We start from the raw sequence: 16,996 nt of genomic DNA, 5'->3' as shown, positions 1-16,996 counted from the left end.
CCTCCCCTTTGCTTTCTCATAATAATAAACGGCTTCCTCATTTCGACGGCGCTTTACCAAACCATTTCTCGTAAATCTCGTCGTACTTGCCGCTGTCCTTGAGTTCTCCTAGCACCTTATTCACCTCGGCGACTAGCGGGCTTCCTTTGGGAAAGGCGATGCCGTACTGCTGTCCTTCCAGAATGTCTCCGACGGCTTTCACTTTGTCATTGCCTTTGGTTTTGATGAAGTAGAGCACGTTCGGAGAATCGAAAACGACCGCGTCTACCCCTTTGTTGATCAGCTCCATGTACGCCCCGTCAATGTTCGGGAATGGTTTGACTTCCTTGATGCCGTCAAGCGCCTTGACGTAGTCGAAGCTTGTGGTGCCGGACTTGGTCGCGATCGTTTTCCCTTTGAGGTCGTTCACGCTTTTGATGTCCTCGTTGTCGGTGCGGACCAGGACCAGGAGGCCGGCATTGTAATACGGTTCCGCGAAATCGACCTTTTCCTTCCGCTCCTCCTTGATCGTCATGCCTGCCAGAGCCGCGTCTATGCTCCCCGACTGCAGTGCCGGAATGAGACCGTTGAAATCCATCGGCTTCAGCTCATACTCCAGGTTCAGTTTGGCGGCGATCGCGGCCCACAGATCGATGTCGAACCCCTCGTATTTTCCGGTGTCCTTGTTCAGGAACTCGAAAGGGACAAAACTGGTGTCGGTGCCGACGGTTAACTTACCCGTCTCCGACGCGGATGCGGCTTGCGCTTCCGGCTTCTCATCGGCTTTCCCGCAGGCAGAGAACAATGCAGATGCCGCGATCAGCAGACAACCCCCAACGTTTACCCATTTGGTTTTTTTCAACTTTTCTCCCTCCTTCACTTTTTCAGTTGAAAAAGAACGCAAAAAGGGACCCTACCAACCAAGGCCCTCTTCGCGTTCCAATTCAAGAAACGGACCCATCTTCGCTGCGGCGTTCGTGCTTTTTGCATTATAACAAAACAATATGCATCCTACAACCCAAATATGCGAATTAAGTTGTTTGTTTATATCTTCCACACATTCTATTCAGAAAAAAAACTGCCGACCCTCACCGGGTCGGCAGCCTTCACGCTTAGCCTTATTCGAAGCGAACCAAATAGTAATTTTTCTTCCCTCGCCGCAGCACGACGTACCGGCCGTGCAGCCGCTGGCCCTCGCCGACAACGGCGTCGATGCTCGTCAGCTTCTCGCCGTTCACATAGACGGCGCCGCTCTCGATGTCCTGCTTCGCCTGCCGGCGCGATGGAGCCGCCTTGGCCTCGACCAGCAGGTCGATAAGCCCGGTCTCCTGCCCGCCCGGGAGCACGGTCGTCGGCATGTCCTGCAGCGCTTCGATCAGCTCGCTCTCGCTCAGCTGTACGACTTCGCCGGAGAACAGCGCCTGCGTGATGTTCTCGGCGCTCTCGACCGCCTCGGGTCCGTGCACGAGCTTCGTCACTTCCCGCGCGAGCTCGCGCTGGGCGACGCGCTTCTCCGGCCGCTCGGCCAGCTCGGTCTCCAGCGCTTCGATCTCTTCGCGCGACAGGAACGTGAAGTACTTCAGGAACTTGATCACATCGTTGTCGTCGGTATTGATCCAGAACTGATAGAACTGGTACGCCGACGTCTTGTTCCGGTCGAGCCAGATGGCCCCGGACTCGGACTTGCCGAACTTCTTCCCGTCGCTCTTCGTCACGAGCGGCATCGTCATGCCGAAGGCGTCGCCGCCGCCCATCTTGCCGATCAGGTCGAGCCCTGCCGTGATATTGCCCCACTGATCGCTGCCGCCCACCTGCAAGGAGCAGTTGTGCTCCGCATGCAGCTTGTGGTAGTCGTACGCCTGCAGAATCATATAGCTGAATTCGGTGAACGAGATCCCGTTCGCGAGACGGGAGTCGACCGAATCTTTGGCCAGCATGTAATTGACCGTGAAATGCTTGCCCACGTCGCGCAGGAACGAGATCGCGTCCAGCGGAGCGAGCCAGTCGTAGTTGCTGACGAGCTTGGCCGGATTGTCCGTGCCCTCGAACTCGAGGAACCGGGACAGCTGCCGCTTCAAGCTATTGGTCCACTGCGCCACCGTGTCGGCCGTATTGAGCGAACGCTCGGTCGAGCGGCCGCTCGGGTCGCCGATCAGGCCGGTGCCGCCGCCCACGAGCGCGATCGCCGTATGGCCGGCCAGCTGGAACCGGCGCAGGCATAGGATCGGCAGCAGGCTGCCGATATGCAGGCTATCCGCGGTCGGGTCGAAGCCGCAGTACATCACGATGCGCTCGGCATCCATCTTCTTCGCCAATTCATCGCGGTTCGTCATTTGGTACACGAGTCCGCGGTATTCCAGATCTTCCAGTAATTTCGTCGTCATGCTTCAGCGCTCCTTTTTTCACATCATTATACGCAAAAAAGACCCCTCCCTGCCGGAACAGGGACGAGTCATCGCGGTACCACCCTATTTGAAGACGAGCCCAAAGAGCTGAGCGTCTTCCACTCGTATCGGATAACGGCCGACAACCGTCTTGCCCTTCCGCTGCAATCGCGGGTTCGGTGCAACATGCTCCAGGCTGTATTTCGCGTTCGCTCCTGTACCGGCTTGCACCTGCCGCCGGCTCTCTGGGACGGGATCGTCGAGCGCTACTTTTACCCTTCTTCGCTTATGAAGTATGCATTTGATACCCGTTATACCATTTTCGCGTCAGCGTGTCAATTTCTCGGCATCCCGGCAATCTCGCGGCCGCCCGACCAACTGGACACGCTTCCCGAAATGGATGATAATGGAGAGGCGAATTTCAAATCGTAATGGAGGCCATGTGGGTTGACTAGGGAAGTTAGCAGAACGACGTTCCGGGAGCGTTATCACATCTTGCTTCAACATTTGCATAAGAAAATCAAGTCCGGCGAATGGCCGCCCGACACCTATATTCCGGCCGAAAACGACTTGGCGCAGCAGTTCCAGCTGAGCCGCCCGTCCGTGCGCAAAGCGCTGAGCGAGCTCGCCGAAGCCGGACTCATCCGTACGCTGCACGGCAAGGGCTCTCTCGTGAACGATCCCGAGCAACGCCCCGCGACCCTTCACTTGTCCTGGTATACGCCATCCTACGAATATGAAGCAGTGAGTCGCCTGATCGACCGGTTCAACCGGACGCAGACTCGCATTCGGGTCGAGATGATCCCTACTCCGAACGGGGCGCTCAAAGCCTCGGCGCGGGACGGGTTCCGGATCGGACACACACAGCCGGATTTGATCGGGATTTCCAATACGAGCTTTTTTCAATTCACCGGCGAGGAGCCCGACAACTGGTTCCGCCCGTTGCAGCTCGAATCGGCACGCGAGCTGTATGCGCCCTGTCTCCGGGCGTTCACGGTGAACGAGAAGCTGCTAGCCGCGCCTCTGACGTTCACGCCGATCATGCTCGTCTACAATAAATCGATGTTCGATCACGCCGGTCTCGCTTATCCGGATGCCTCATGGACGTGGGATGAGCTGCTGGCGGCAGCCTCCTCGCTGACCCGGCACGAGGGCGACCATGTGGAGCAGTACGGATTCAGCCTCTCCTCGTCCTACAACCGCTGGCCTCTCTTCGTGCTGCAGAACGGCGGGGTATTCCGCCGGGGAGACAAGCTGCTGCCGGATGAACCGGCGACGAAGGAAGCTTTGCAGTTTGCCGTCGATTTGATGTATAAGCACAAGGTGTCGCCCATTTTCTCGACCGACAATTTCCGGCTGGGCGAGATGCTGTTCCTCCGCGAGAAAGTGGCGATGATTCTCACTTCTTACTTGTTCCTTGAGGAATTTCGGGATATCGAATTCGATTGGGACCTGGTCCGCTTCCCCGGGCGAGTCGCCGACACGGGATACAGTCTCGCTACGGGGATCGGGATCAGCTCGCATTGCGAGCAGGTGGAGGAAGCGACGGAGGTCATCGAGTACTTGCTGTCGGAGGAGGCGCAGCGGTTCCTGAAGCAGCATGGGTGCTCGGTGCCTTCGCGTAAGACGGTAGCGGAGGATCGCTCCGCCCCTCATCACCCGAAGGCCGGGCCGGGCTACTATATGTTCGAGTCCATCAAGGACAAGGCTCAGACGGTTATCGACTTCGGCTTGACCAGCTTGCAATTCAATGCGCTCAACCGCGAGCTGGGGCTCGTGTGGGCGAATGTCGCCTCCCTCGACGAGGTGTGGGGCACGTTGCGGACCAAGTGGGCCGAGGAACCATAATAATGGGGGACACCTGGAATACAAGGCGCGGCAATCCATCGCAGGATGGGGAGCCGCGCTTTCTATTTGATGCGCCGTCTCACCCTCTTCCTATTCTTGACCGCCCATTTTCTTTTTTCACATCAATCTGTTCAGAAAAAACCATATTGTAGCAAAAAATAACATATTCAACCCTACAAACCGCGCGTACGATCAAATCAAACGCACCGTCACAAATTAGACAAATTTAACTTCGTTCCGCGGGGGCCCTATGAGTGAATGGCGCAAACATTTGTACCCGATTTACCTGGTACATGAGCTCGACACGGTGACGCAGGCCGAGCCGGCGGCCCGGTTTCTGATCGCCGACATGCTGTTCCGCAAGCCCAGCCTGATCCTCGAACCGACTGACCAGCAGATGACGTTCCGGATGTGCACCGAACGGGACCGGCTGCACATCGAGTTGCGCTGCGAAAAAGTGAAGCCGGGCCAAGCCGGAGAATTGACCCTGCTCTTCGACGTGGACTTCTCCCGCCGCAAGCGGAGGAACGCCATTCAATTCCGGCTCCGGGAAGACGGCACGCTCGAGTACGACGAGTACCGGTATGAGATCGAGACGTTGCCGATTCCGCCTCAAGTGCAATCCCTCTATGATTCGGATGGGAACACCCACAACATCCGGCTCTCCCTCCCTTTCTCCCTGCTTCGCCTTGATACTACTAACCCGAATGAGTTTACGAAACGCGTACTTGGCTTTAATGTCATCCGGACGATTACAGGTGCGGGCAACAAGCAAGTGCTCACATGGTCCGGCATCAAAGGGGACAAAACCGACGTCGGCCAAGGCGCCGGGATGCTGCTCTTCACCCGCGGCCTCGCTCCCGCCGAGTACGAACATCAAGCCGACCGGCTGAGCGCGGACGCCGACTTCTACTTCATGGACTGGACGAAGCGTAAGGTCCCGCCGGAGCTGTACGACTTCCTGACCGACAAAAAGCAAGGATTAACGGTGCGTATGAATGCGGACGATGTGCGCTTCGCCCGCGACAACGCGGAGAACACGAACTGGGGGCGCGAGACGAAGGCCGCCATCCTCCGGATCGCGGATTATTGGGCCGCCAAGAGCGACGATGAGCTGTTCGAGCTCGTGCCGTTCGGCAATCCGAGGGCGATGTCCGTCGGCCAGTCGTTCGGCGATCCGCTCACCGGCGGGCGTAGAACGGCATTCCAGGTATGCCTGGAGCGGCCTTACGAGTATTACAACCCGAGTACGGGCGTATGGTGGCGCAACGGCATGACGATCCGCAATCCCACGACCGGCGAGGATCTCGTTTTGGACGACGACGGCCGGGGCTTCCTGGCGCCGGAGGGCTTCCCGAATCCGGGGGTCCGGTACATGTTCACCGCCTCCTATCGCTCGTTCCTCCTCGCCATGCTCATGGCCCATCCGTACTGCGAAGTAATGGAGAACAAGGACGTGCTGCCGGAGACGAGCGGCGACGCTTATGCGGGGGCGATCCCGAACCTCGCCTACGCCTACCAGCTGACCGGCGATACGAAGTACGCCTACAAAGCGCTGCTGCTAGCCGGCCGTATCGCGGAGCTCGCGCCGTACATGAACGGCAATTATGGTAACGCTTACTGCGATACGGTGCTGATGGCGGAGCCGTCCACGACGGAATCGCATTGGCTCTCCAATTATTTCGACGCGCTCGATCTGGTGTACGATGCGATCGGGGACGTGGACGCGGCGCTGGCCGCATTCTTCGCGGGCAAGCCCGATGCGGAGAACAAGCCGCGGACGAAGCCATTTTCCATCAAGGAAGCGATCTACGAATTCATCCCGCAGGTGCTGTTCAGCTGCGAGGTGGAGCGCACGCGGGATGCGGACTGGTCGATGCGCTGGATGCACGTGGAGCTGCTCGTGGCGAGCTTCATGGGCAGCGGCAAGCTGATGCGGCACCTGCTGTACGAGGGCAAGCACAGCCTCGTCTCGCGGATGCGCAACTCGTTTTTCCGCGATGGCCGATACAGCTACGATTCGTTACACTACATCGACCATATCTGCGAGCAAATGTGCTTCATGGCGAACAACAACTACCGGTTCCGCGACGACGAGCACTATCCGGATGGCCTCGACATGTTCGAGAACCAAGCATTCGGCCTGCGCCAAGTCATCGACTTGTACGTCCGGCTCCGCTGCGGCAACCTGATACCGATGTTCGGAGACAACGGATTCGTCAACAACGTCCAACCGATCTCCGAGCAGAGGAAGAAGGGCAAGATTACGTACAGCCCCTCCTTCGAAATCATTTACCGCCGTATGCCCTCCTCCCGGGCCGTCGTCGGCCAAGTATTGGCGCAATACGAACGGGAAGAGCTCGAGCGGTATCGGGTGGAGACCGTCCAGTGGAAGAACAAGCGTACGCTCCTCGCGAAGCAGAAGCACGCGCTGCTGCTGCTAGCCTGTGCCGCGGATTGGCAGGAATACCAGGAAAACAACCGGTACGGCGGCGCGATCCAGCCGTCCTTCCTGCTGCAGGATTCCGAGACGAGTGTGTTCCGGACCGGCACCGACGCCCATAACACGAAGCATGTGGTCTTGTACGGCCAGCCGTCCGCCGGTCATATGCACGGCGACAAGCTCGGGCTGTGGATCGGCGCGTACGGGTACCATCTGCTCGCCGGAGCCGGCGGCTATCCGTCCTCATGGGTAAGTCCCAAGTGGCAGGCTTGGGAGGTACATGCGGCGGCATGCACGATCGTCGTCGTCGACGGGAAGGATCAGCAGCTCTCGTATTCGCGGCTCAAGTGCCATTACGAAGGCGGGATGCTGCAAGTATCCGGGATGGACAATCGAACCGCCTACCCCGGGACGCATCTGGAGCGCTGGTGTTGGGTCGTGCAAGCCCCGAACCGGGCAGACGCCTATGTGTTCGATCTGAGCTATGTCACCGGAGGCGGCACGTTCGACTACAATACGCCGGCGCTCGATATCTCGTTCGACGAGATCGAGTTCGAGGGCGTTTCGGAGGCGAGCTGGCAGCCGATGCAAGGGACTTTGGCCGGCGCTGACGTACCCTTGTACAGCGAGCCCGGCTACGGCTGGATGAAGGCGGTGCGCAAGGCGCCCGTGCACGGTCCGGCTGCCTGGACGATGCACTACTCGGAGGCCGGGCTGAAGGTGCACGCCATGCCTCCGGAGCAAGGCAGCCGCGAGCTCGTGTGCAGCCTCGGCGAACGAGGCGGGCGCGAGATGGGCCGGTCGCGCTGGGAGCCGTTCGTCATGTGGCGCGACACCGCCCCCGAGGGGCAAACCGACACGCATAAGGCGGTGTTCGTCTCGGTCTTGGAGCCATTCGAGCATCGGCCGTTTCTGACGGGAGTCGTGCCGCTCGCGCGCGTCGGCGGTGTGTCCACGGACGAGTCCGACTTTCCGGCTGTCGGAGTGGAGGTGCGCTATGCGGACGAGTATAGGGATATTTTGATCAGCGTCTATGAGGAAGGGACGACGGCGACATTCCGCGATACCGCGGGCCGGGAATACCGGACCGACGCGCGAGCGTTATTGCTGCGGTACCGCGGAGAAGAGAGGGTCGCTGTCCAGGCGATCCGGTGTACGCACATTAGTGCGGGAAGCTACACGATCCGGAAGTCCCACGCCTCCTACCGGGGGACCATCAAAGACGTCAATCCGGACACCGGCGAGATTCATGTGGAGCTGGAAGAGGACTACGAGGACTTCCCGGAACGGCTGGACGGTCAGGTGGCGCTGATCGATTCCCCCGACTATCTCAAGCCGTCGTCTTACTATATGTTCGACCCGCGGCGCAGCGGACGGTCGTTCACATTCCGGTCCAACATGACGCTGTATAAGCTGGAGACGGACTGGAAAGCCCCCCATAAGCGCAACGGTCTAGGTGTGAAAGCAATAATAGAGCGGGACGGGAAGCCGATTTTCGTCGATATTCAACCAGGCGATTCGTTTCAGTTGAGCAATACGATCCGGTCGGTAATTACGGGAGCCTGATGCCCGTCATTATAGAGAACTTATTTTATGATAAAGGGGAAACGATTCCATGAAGAAACCGCTTCTCGTCTTGACCGCTCTGACCCTCAGCTTGACCGCCGTGCTCGCCGCCTGCAGCAAAGAGACCACCACGACCGAGCCTCAACCGACCGCTACGACGAACGCGCCTGTACCCGTCAGCTTCAAGATCATGCACGGCGACGGAGGCAACGCCTACGCCAAGACAGTCACGGCCGACGATCCGTATATCAAGGAGATGAGCCGGCTGTTCAGCGAGTATATCAAGCAGCCTACGACGATCGGCTTCGAGCTGCTGAATCAGACCGATTACTCCCAGCAGCTGACCGTCCGGTTCGTCTCCAAGGATGTGCCGGAAGTCGTCTCTACGACGTCCATCATGGACAAAGGCCACCCTACGGCGGTCGAGAATGGCGTCTTCCTCCAGTTGAACGAGCTGCTCGACAAGTATGGCCAGAACCTGAAGAAGAAAATTCCGTCCTACATCTGGGATTCGCCCAAAGTGAGCAAGGACGGCAAAATATACGGCATCCCTTCGCTACTGAACCCGGTCAGCCCTGCGGCCATCTATGTGCGTCAAGATTATATGGATAAACTGGGCATTACGAAAATGCCGGAAACCCCGGACGAGTACTTGGCTTTTTTCGAAAAAGTGAAAAACACCGATCTGAACGGCAACGGCAAAGCGGACGAAGTGGGGTACGCGATGCGGGGCGGCTTCGGCTTCAGTAACCTGTTCTTCGCTCCGTTCGGGGTGTATCCGGGGGCGTGGCAGCTCGTAGACGGCAAGTACACCCCGGACATCGTCAATCCTAAGATGAAGGATGCGATCGCGTTTTACAAGAAACTTTACGACAACGGCTATATCGACAAAGACTTCGTCTCCGCCAAGGACGTGGATTGGACGAACATGATCAAGAACGGGCGGGCCGCCGTCTGGACGCACGACCTGCGCAACATGGGGTCCAGCTGGGGTCCCTCGAACTTCGCGGACAAAAACGTCAAGCTGGGCTTACTGCCCGGATTCAAGATGCCGGACGGCACCTACCGCATTCAGCCCAAAGCGTCGGGCATCGCCAAGGTCGCGGTCATCATGGCCGGTACGAAAAATCCGGAGCGGATCGTCCAGTTCTATGATTGGGCCCTCTCCGACGATCCGGTGAAGACGAAGTTCTTCGAATTCGGCATCAAGGATCGCAACTATACGGAAGAGAACGGCAAGGTGAAATGGGACGGCAACGCGGATCGGAACAAAAACGGCGAAAGCGGCTTCTTCCAAGCGCTGATCAATCAAGCGAGCGATACGCGTATGGATCTACCGGTCGTCGAATCGGGCGGTATTATCGACACGAAGGTGCTATCCCGAGGGTTGGAGTACGCGGAGAAAAACCAATGGGTCGACCCAAGCGTGAATATGCCGCAGCTGGAAGCGGTCAAGACGAATCCGGAGCTGGATTCGGCCGTCGGCAGCTTGTTCGTCGAGATGCTGCTTAAGACGATCACCGGCAAAGAGCCGGTTGAGTCCGGGTTCAACAATTTCGTGGCGGCGTGGAAGAAGCGCGGCGGCGATCAGGCGATCGAAGAAGCGACGAAGTGGTACAACAGCCAGAAAAAGTAATCGGGAGGTTATACTATGAGTCTCAGTACGATGCTCGGAGCTGCAAAAGTTAACATCACTCCCGATTTCCCGGTAGAGCTGCAGCCCTTCCATCCGCGTCTCCGTGCGGATGGCCAAACTTCGGTCGTGAATCGGCCCCTGCACGTGCGCACGCTTGTGTTCCGGCAGCAGACGGCGGAGGGTGACAGAAGATATGGCGTGTTGATCTCCGCCGACATTATCTACTTCGTCGACCAACGGGTGCATTCGCTGCGGAGGAAGATGGCGGAGCGTTGGGGGATCGAAGGGAACGCCGTACTGTTCCAGGGCACGCATACGCATTCCGCGCCGTTTCCTGGCAGCCGGGTCGACGCTTCGGAGGACGAAGCGTACATGGACTACATCGAGCTGCTCGAAGCCCGCATCATGGAGAGCGTGGAGCAGGCGATGGCCAACCTCGAGCCGGTCGTGCTGGAGCGCGGCACCGGCACATGCGGAATCGGCACGTACCGCAGGCGCATCGTCGACGGGAGCTGGACGATGAACCCGGATCTCACCGTGCCAGTCGATCAAGAGCTGATCGTGCTGCGATTCCGACGCCCGGATGGGATCGGTGCGGATGGCGGCACGGCCTCGCCAGGCTCGGTCAAGGCGCTGCTCGTCAACTTCGCCTGCCACCCGACGACGACGTGCGACAACGCCATATCGTCGGATTTCCCCGGCGCGGCAATGGATGAGCTGGAGCAAGAGCTCGGGGGTGGGGCGGTGTCGTTCTTCCTGCAAGGCTGCTGCGGCGACGTGAAGGTCGCGACGCTGCGCGGGGACCGGTATTACGACGGGAACGAAGAAGATGTGGCGCGGTTCGGGCATGAACTCGCCGCCCAGGTGCGGGTGGTGCTCGAGGCGCCGATGGAACACCGCGCCTTCGTGCCGTTCCGGTTCCGGCACAAGCGGGTGCAGCTGCCGTTCCAGTCGTTGCCGTCGCCGGAGGAGCTGCTCGAAGCCTTGAAGGCGACCAATATCCGCGAGGAATGGGCCGGCATTCTGCTCGGCTTCCCGCACCTGCTGAGGGAAGCCGACCCGCTCGAGATTCATTATTATGAGCTCGGGGAGTCGTTCTCCATCGTCGCGATGAACGGCGAAGTCGTAGGCGAGTATGGCCGGTTCATCAAGACGCAGTACGGGGAGCGGGTGCTCCCCGTCGGCTACAGCAACGGCCATACGACGTACATTCCGACCGCCAGGCAGCTGGCCGAGGGCGGCTATGAGGGAGATTACGTGTTCTACCGGCACGGCAAGCCTTCGCCCTATGCGCCGTCCATCGAGCGCATGATCAAGGAAGGCATGGTCGAGCTGATCGACGGCCGCCAAAACTGAAAAAAGTCCGAATGTCCCGGTTTCCGGCCGGATGCATTCGGACTTTATTTTATTGGACCAATAATAGCCGCATAGAGCTAAGCGACCGGCGTCCCGTTCGCGACGGGCTCGTCTGGGCGAAGCAGCACGACGTCTCCGTCCTCCGGCGTGCCGCCCAAGACGAGCACCTCGGAGCGGAAGCCGGCGATGCTGCGGGGCGGGAAGTTCACGACCGCCGCCACCTGCCGCCCGACGAGCGCGGAGGGCTCATACCGGCGGGTAATCTGGGCGGAGGATTGCTTCACGCCGAGCTCGCCGAAGTCGATGCGCAGCTTGATCGCGGGCTTGCGCGCCTCCGGGAACGGTTCGGCGTGTACGATCGTGCCGATGCGGATATCCAATTGGTGAAAGTCATCTATTGTTGCCATGCAGTTGTTCCAACTCCACTCCTGTCTTTACTTGAACGATTTCCAATCCGTCTTGCTGTTGTTGAGCAAATATTCGAAATCGTTCTCCAGCCTCTTCTGTTCGGCCTTCCGCGCTTCCTCGGCGGCTTTGCGGCGCTCTTCCGCCTTCTTTGCTTCTTCCGCTTTCATGCTGTCCGCTTGGGCCTTGAGCTTGTTCACCACGTCCGGGTTGAGCAAATCCTTCAGCGTGGAGCGGTTGTCATCGACGTCCGGCTTCGTTTTGGTATATACGGGCTGCCTCTGCTTTTTATGTTTCATCCTGTGCGATCCCTCCGTTAGCGTTCATCCCCACATTATACCACGCTCATGCGGATTAAGCCCTCCGGGACGCGTCGTAGGCCGCCACGATCCGCTTGGGCGAGACGAGCCGCCATGATTGTACGAGCAGATCGCGGCATTCTCCCGGCTTCACTCGATCCATGCGGATGAGCATGTAGTTCAAGGTGGAATAATTCGCCGGCACGGCATACACCTCCGGATCCAGCGTCGTGAACGCCGCCCGCTCCTCCTTCGTCGTCTTGACGAGCAGGGAAATCCCATCCTCCTGCAGCACCGCGTAAATCTTGTTATTAACCCGGAACGAAGGCTTGTCCCAATGCTCCTGTTCCTCCGTACCCGGCAATGCGAGCGCCAGCGCACGCACCTCTTCAACCGTTATCATCATGGCCACCTCGCCTTCATCCTATGAGCATCAATAGACAAGCATACTTTTATTGTACCTATTATTTCCAAAGCAGCAACAACCAAAAGAAAAAGGATGAACATCGCGTTCATCCCTTCTCCTTTTCCATATCGTTCCCGGATACGGGCAACTGCCACCCTTGGAGCGCGTGCAGTTCCCGGTACAGCTGCAGCAGCTCGGATTCTCGTTCCATGATCAGTCGGGACAGTTCCTCGATCCGGGACGCCCCTTCCTTTTGGGCCGTCAATTGCCGCTGCAGGGACGCGGGTTCCATTTCAAAGGTCTCGACGACCCATTGATCCGCCATCGAGCGTCCTTCCATCCGATACACGTCCATATAGGTCTCGAAGATGGCATTGATCAGCCTCCGTCGTTCCCAGCTCATGATGCCCATCGAATCCTTTGCTTTCGATACGGCCAGCATCAGCTGGAAGTCGTTCAGCTCTCCCCGCAACGCTTCAATCCGGTCGATCTCCTCGAGCAAGAGCGGGTACACCTCGTGAAACTGCTTAGCCGCCTGTATCATGTCTCGTTCCGTGATGGAGGTGTGGTCCAACGTGGCTTCATCCCTTCTAGGTGGAGTGAACGGCCGGCTGCACAACCGGTAATCGCCTATTCCCCACACCATTCGTAGTCCGAGTCCGATTTCAGTTGGTTGCGCCAATAACCCGAAGAATGACCGAGTAACCGAAAGCTCACTCCCGTGCGTTGTAAGGCAAACTTAACTAATAAGCTACCAAACTTTACAATTTTCACGCCGAATGCCTCATATCTCCGCTATAGTAAGCCAATATTTACAATTAGCGTTAGCCGACCTTACTATTAAGCAAGGTTTGCCTTACTATTGCGCAGAATCGCTCGAATCTATCACAATTTAGTAAAGGTACCCCTGTTAATAGTAACCTTCCCTTAAAGCGCCGCACCCATCGCCCCTACCCCAAGAGCACTCCATGAAAAAATGGATCTTAGCTTATAAATCGCGTGAAATCGAGGCATTTAGTCCCATCATCCGACAAATTACTCTCCACCGTCCTACCTTTTGACTCAAAGGGTTGCCCTAATTCTAGTAAAAAAGACATATAGGCAAGTAGTAGAAATCAACTTATACTGGTTATGAAACAAAATTTCATGTAAGCCCTTAATTAATTGATTGTCATGAAAAATTGTTTCATAACCTGCCCTGCGAATGGAGTGAGTCAAAAGTCAATGAAACGAATGGTCATCCGTCCTCTTCTCATGCTCATGTGTATGCTTCTGGCTTTCGGTTCTGTAAGCGCTGTAGCGATCGCCAATGGCGAGACGGCGGCATCCCCGCTGAAAGAAAAAATCGTCTCCAAAAATACCGCAACCCGCACGCTGGAGCTGGAATACTCGGGCACGCTCCCGGTAGCCGATGGGGCAGAAGTGCTGCAAAACGTGAACGGGCAATGGTTTACGAAAAGCTTAAGCGACGTGATGGTCGGCGCGAAAAATGCCGAGGTTTACAAAAATGCGGCCGGCCAAATCACCAAGATCGTGCTCCAAGGCGAAACTCCGATGAACGTGATGCGGGTCGGCATTCGATTTGACATCACGAACATCGCCGATATGACCCAGCTGAACCATGCCAAGGTCGATCTCCAATCGGCGCAAGGCTTCCAGTTGGCCGATAAAATCGCCGGACAAACGCTGGACATCCCGGCCGGGAGCTTGCTCTCCGTGACCCCGGACAGCGGGAAAATGAAAGTAACCGTGAATAGCGTAGAAGTGTATCGGACATCCAACCGGCTCTATGCCATTCCGGCCAGCAGCACCTCCATGCTGCAAATCGCTTCCATTAAAAGAGCATTACCCGCCGCTCCTCAATACCGGGGCGTCATCGAATTGTTCTTGAACCCGGAGAAAGACAAGCTGCGCGTCATCAACGAAGTGGGCATGGAAGAATACTTATATCAAGTCGTCCCAAGCGAAATGCCGTCCAGCTTCGGCCTGGAGGCACTCAAGGCGCAAGCAGTCGCAGCAAGAACTTACGCGCTGACGGACTACTTGTCCAGCCGGTTCGCCGACCAAGGCTTCCATATCGACGACAGTACGCTAAGCCAAGTGTATAATAACCAAGCCGAGAATGCCTTGACGACGCAGGCGATCAACCAGACAGCCGGCCAGATTATGAAGAGCGGCCAAGAGTTGGTGGACGCGCGCTTCTATTCGACGTCCGGCGGGTTCGGGGCTTCCAAGCATGAAGTATGGTCAGACAGCGTGACGAATAAGTTCCCCGGTACCCCGATTCCGTATTTGACGGCGGGCAGCTACACGTTCGATCCGAACGACAGCACCAAGCTGCTCGAATTGAATACGCAGGATGAAGCGGCGGTGGCTGCTTTTTACAAAAACCTTTCGTATAAGGGCTACGACTCCGATTCGTTATATTTCCGCTGGAAGGTAGGTATGACCAAACAGGAGCTGGAAAAAACGATCAACGCCAATTTGGGAGCGAGGTTCGCGGCTGATCCGAACTTCATCCTCACCCGCACCGCAGACGGCTCGTTCCAAAGCCTCCCGATCCCCGCTGAAGGGATTGGCACGTTCAAAACGATGTACGTAGCCAAGCGCGGCGCCGGTGGCAACATTACGGAGCTTGTCGTCGAAGGCAGCACCGGTACGTACAAGATTATCAAAGAGTTCAACATCCGGTTCACGATCCGCCCGAGCAAAACGTATACCGGAGGCCCTGACATTTCGGCGTACCGGGCAAAAGGCGGCTCTACGGATTACGATCCGACGGCAACGCTCAAAAATCCAAGCATCCTCTATTCCGCTTTCTTCACCTTTGACATTGCCCAAGATGCGAGCGGCGCCGTGACAGGCGTAACCTTCTATGGTGGAGGGAACGGGCACGGCGTAGGGATGAGCCAATTCGGCGCCTCGATGCTCGGAGGCAAGGGCTGGTCGTACGACAAGATCCTGAACGCGTATTACCCGAATATGCAATTCCATAATTACAACGACAGCAGCTTGGTGTTGACCGGGATTACGGCAACCGGGCCAAGCGTCCTAACGGCTGGACAATCTGCGCTGTTGCAAGTACGCGGCCAATATACCAACGGAACGACCTCCAACATCGTTTCTGGAGCAAGCTTTACTTCCAGCGCCTCAGAGGTAGCTTCCGTTGCAGCAGACGGCACCTTGACGGCGCTCAAAGCCGGCAAAACATCGGTGACCGTCACCTACAACGGGAAATCAGCTCAGCTAGAAGTAAAAGTGGTACCGGCCAAACCGGTCAGCATCCAGATTAAGGGGTTGCCTGACAAGCTGAAAACCGGAGAACCGGCGCAACTGTCGGCCATCGGAACTTATGCGGATGGCAGCACGGTCGACTTGACCGCCTACGCTACTTTCACGACGAGCGATGTTGAGAAAGCCGTCGTAACGGCCGGCGGTGAATTGCGTACCTTGGCCAAGGGAGATGTGACCGTCGTCGCTTCTTATGCCGGTGTAACGAGCCCTGCAGCGACCGTGAAAATCCACGGCAACTTCAACGACAAAGAGAAAGACCAGTAAGTGTAATTAAAAGCAGCCTGCCAATCGTTCTTCAAGAACGAGTTGGCAGGCTGTTTTTGTGCATTGCTATTTTCAATTCATCCATTACTCTTTCATATCCGTCGGGGAGAGGATGGCTGGAGAGACGATCCATTTCACTTTGAAGAAGCTTCGCATAGGCCACCTCGAATGCTTGGTCTTGAGGAACCTCAATATCGGGACACACGCCTACTCCTTCCCAGTTGCCCTTCGTGATCGGGTTGATGGCCCGGCCATCTGGGATGAACACTTCAAACTCCTTGTTGATTCGATGTACTTTTCCAGGATGAGCCCCGCCTCCGGTGCGTTCCCCGACAATGACCGCTCGTTTCATGGTCTGTAAATTATAAGCGAACTCCTCCGCTGCCGAAAAGGTTTTCCCGCTCGTTAATATATACAACGGCTTCGTCCCGCCATATCGCTTACCTGGCACATAGGGGAGACTCCAGAACTGCTGCGTTTCGTCATTCTTTCTCCAATACAAGCTGTTCAGATGCGTGGGGGATGGGTCCAGCAAATAGCTGGATAGGAAAGCGACCATGTGCGGAGAGCCGCCGAAATTACTCCGCAAATCAATGATTAGACACGAGGTGTTGGCAAGAAAGGTCATCGCGCTGGCAACCGTCTCTCCGGCATGCTCAGGCGGTAAAAAAATGTGAAACTCGAGCAAACCGATATTCCCGGGCAGTCGCTCGACTTTGGTGAATCCGTAGTTATCCTGCTCCGCCATCGGTAAGAATGGACCGGGCTGTGCGTTCCGCTCCGAAGGAGCATTGTCCGCATGAGCTTTCTCCACCTTATACGTCATCCGCAAATGCTTGTCCTTTGATACATTGTACAGGTGAGTGGTGATCAATTCCGCAAAGGCACTATGGTTACTCGTTTCCTCGTATTCATGGTCGATTAAGCGCTGGGTGAGCTCTCGCTCCAAGCTGGCAGCCGTTTCGGGAAACACATAATGTTCGTTCAATAGCTCGATTAGTGCATTTACGGTATCCGTTTTAAATTGGCGGTCCATAATCGGCCTCCTGTCAAAATGATCCAACAAAATGTTACATAACATTTCGACACAGCCAGTTTATTTTCCTCCATTCAGCA

At 57.0% G+C, this 16,996-nt stretch carries 12 protein-coding genes and 1 other annotated feature; of the genes, 5 read left to right on the top strand and 7 right to left on the bottom strand.

Annotated features, from left to right (window positions below; all coding sequences use genetic code 11):
* Positions 1–37: 37 nt before the first annotated feature.
* On the bottom strand, positions 38–841 hold the full coding sequence (glnH, locus tag ACI5FR_RS15770; RefSeq protein WP_405455864.1) for a glutamine ABC transporter substrate-binding protein GlnH: 804 nt from the start codon (positions 839–841) through the stop codon (positions 38–40).
* 256 nt (positions 842–1,097) lie between these two features.
* Positions 1,098–2,363 carry a tyrosine--tRNA ligase gene (tyrS, locus tag ACI5FR_RS15765; protein ID WP_405455862.1) on the bottom strand — a complete coding sequence of 422 codons (1,266 nt, stop codon included), beginning with the start codon at positions 2,361–2,363 and terminating at the stop codon, positions 1,098–1,100.
* 56 nt (positions 2,364–2,419) lie between these two features.
* Positions 2,420–2,655, bottom strand: a binding site (T-box leader).
* Between the two features lie 155 nt (positions 2,656–2,810).
* On the opposite strand from tyrS, the gene ACI5FR_RS15760 reads away from it, so the two are divergent.
* From ACI5FR_RS15760 to ACI5FR_RS15745, 4 genes are all read left to right on the top strand, one after another.
* A complete protein-coding gene (locus ACI5FR_RS15760) occupies positions 2,811–4,211 on the top strand; it encodes an extracellular solute-binding protein (protein ID WP_405455860.1) in 1,401 nt (466 codons plus the stop codon).
* Positions 4,212–4,461: 250 nt separating this feature from the next.
* Positions 4,462–8,220, top strand: a complete 3,759-nt coding sequence (locus ACI5FR_RS15755; protein ID WP_405455858.1) for a hypothetical protein — start codon at positions 4,462–4,464, stop codon at positions 8,218–8,220.
* Positions 8,221–8,269: 49 nt separating this feature from the next.
* Positions 8,270–9,856: an extracellular solute-binding protein gene (locus ACI5FR_RS15750; RefSeq protein WP_405455855.1), complete on the top strand. Its 1,587-nt coding sequence runs from the start codon at positions 8,270–8,272 to the stop codon at positions 9,854–9,856.
* Positions 9,857–9,871: 15 nt separating this feature from the next.
* On the top strand, positions 9,872–11,212 hold the full coding sequence (locus tag ACI5FR_RS15745) for a hypothetical protein (RefSeq protein WP_405455853.1): 1,341 nt from the start codon (positions 9,872–9,874) through the stop codon (positions 11,210–11,212).
* 77 nt (positions 11,213–11,289) lie between these two features.
* Here the strand turns inward: ACI5FR_RS15745 and csaA are convergent, their stop codons facing one another.
* From csaA to ACI5FR_RS15725, 4 genes are all read right to left on the bottom strand, one after another.
* Positions 11,290–11,619 carry a chaperone CsaA gene (gene csaA / locus ACI5FR_RS15740; protein ID WP_405455850.1) on the bottom strand — a complete coding sequence of 110 codons (330 nt, stop codon included), beginning with the start codon at positions 11,617–11,619 and terminating at the stop codon, positions 11,290–11,292.
* A gap of 27 nt (positions 11,620–11,646) precedes the next feature.
* Positions 11,647–11,916, bottom strand: coding sequence for a YqkE family protein (locus ACI5FR_RS15735; RefSeq protein WP_405455848.1), 270 nt, complete (start codon positions 11,914–11,916; stop codon positions 11,647–11,649).
* Positions 11,917–11,971: 55 nt separating this feature from the next.
* A complete protein-coding gene (locus ACI5FR_RS15730) occupies positions 11,972–12,322 on the bottom strand; it encodes an MmcQ/YjbR family DNA-binding protein (protein WP_405456120.1) in 351 nt (116 codons plus the stop codon).
* A gap of 106 nt (positions 12,323–12,428) precedes the next feature.
* Entirely contained in the window at positions 12,429–12,968 is a 540-nt protein-coding gene (locus tag ACI5FR_RS15725; protein ID WP_405455846.1) for a hypothetical protein, read from the bottom strand.
* Positions 12,969–13,546: 578 nt separating this feature from the next.
* Between ACI5FR_RS15725 and ACI5FR_RS15720 the strand changes: the two genes are divergently transcribed.
* Entirely contained in the window at positions 13,547–15,880 is a 2,334-nt protein-coding gene (locus ACI5FR_RS15720) for a SpoIID/LytB domain-containing protein (protein WP_405455845.1), read from the top strand.
* 31 nt (positions 15,881–15,911) lie between these two features.
* On the opposite strand, the gene ACI5FR_RS15715 is transcribed toward ACI5FR_RS15720, so the two are convergent.
* Positions 15,912–16,916 carry a S41 family peptidase gene (locus tag ACI5FR_RS15715; RefSeq protein ID WP_405455842.1) on the bottom strand — a complete coding sequence of 335 codons (1,005 nt, stop codon included), beginning with the start codon at positions 16,914–16,916 and terminating at the stop codon, positions 15,912–15,914.
* Positions 16,917–16,996 lie beyond the last annotated feature (80 nt).

The sequence above is a fragment of the Paenibacillus sp. HJGM_3 genome, from assembly GCF_045062745.1.
Taxonomy (GTDB): domain Bacteria; phylum Bacillota; class Bacilli; order Paenibacillales; family NBRC-103111; genus Paenibacillus_AA.
This window is presented reverse-complemented; position numbering and strand designations above follow the sequence as displayed.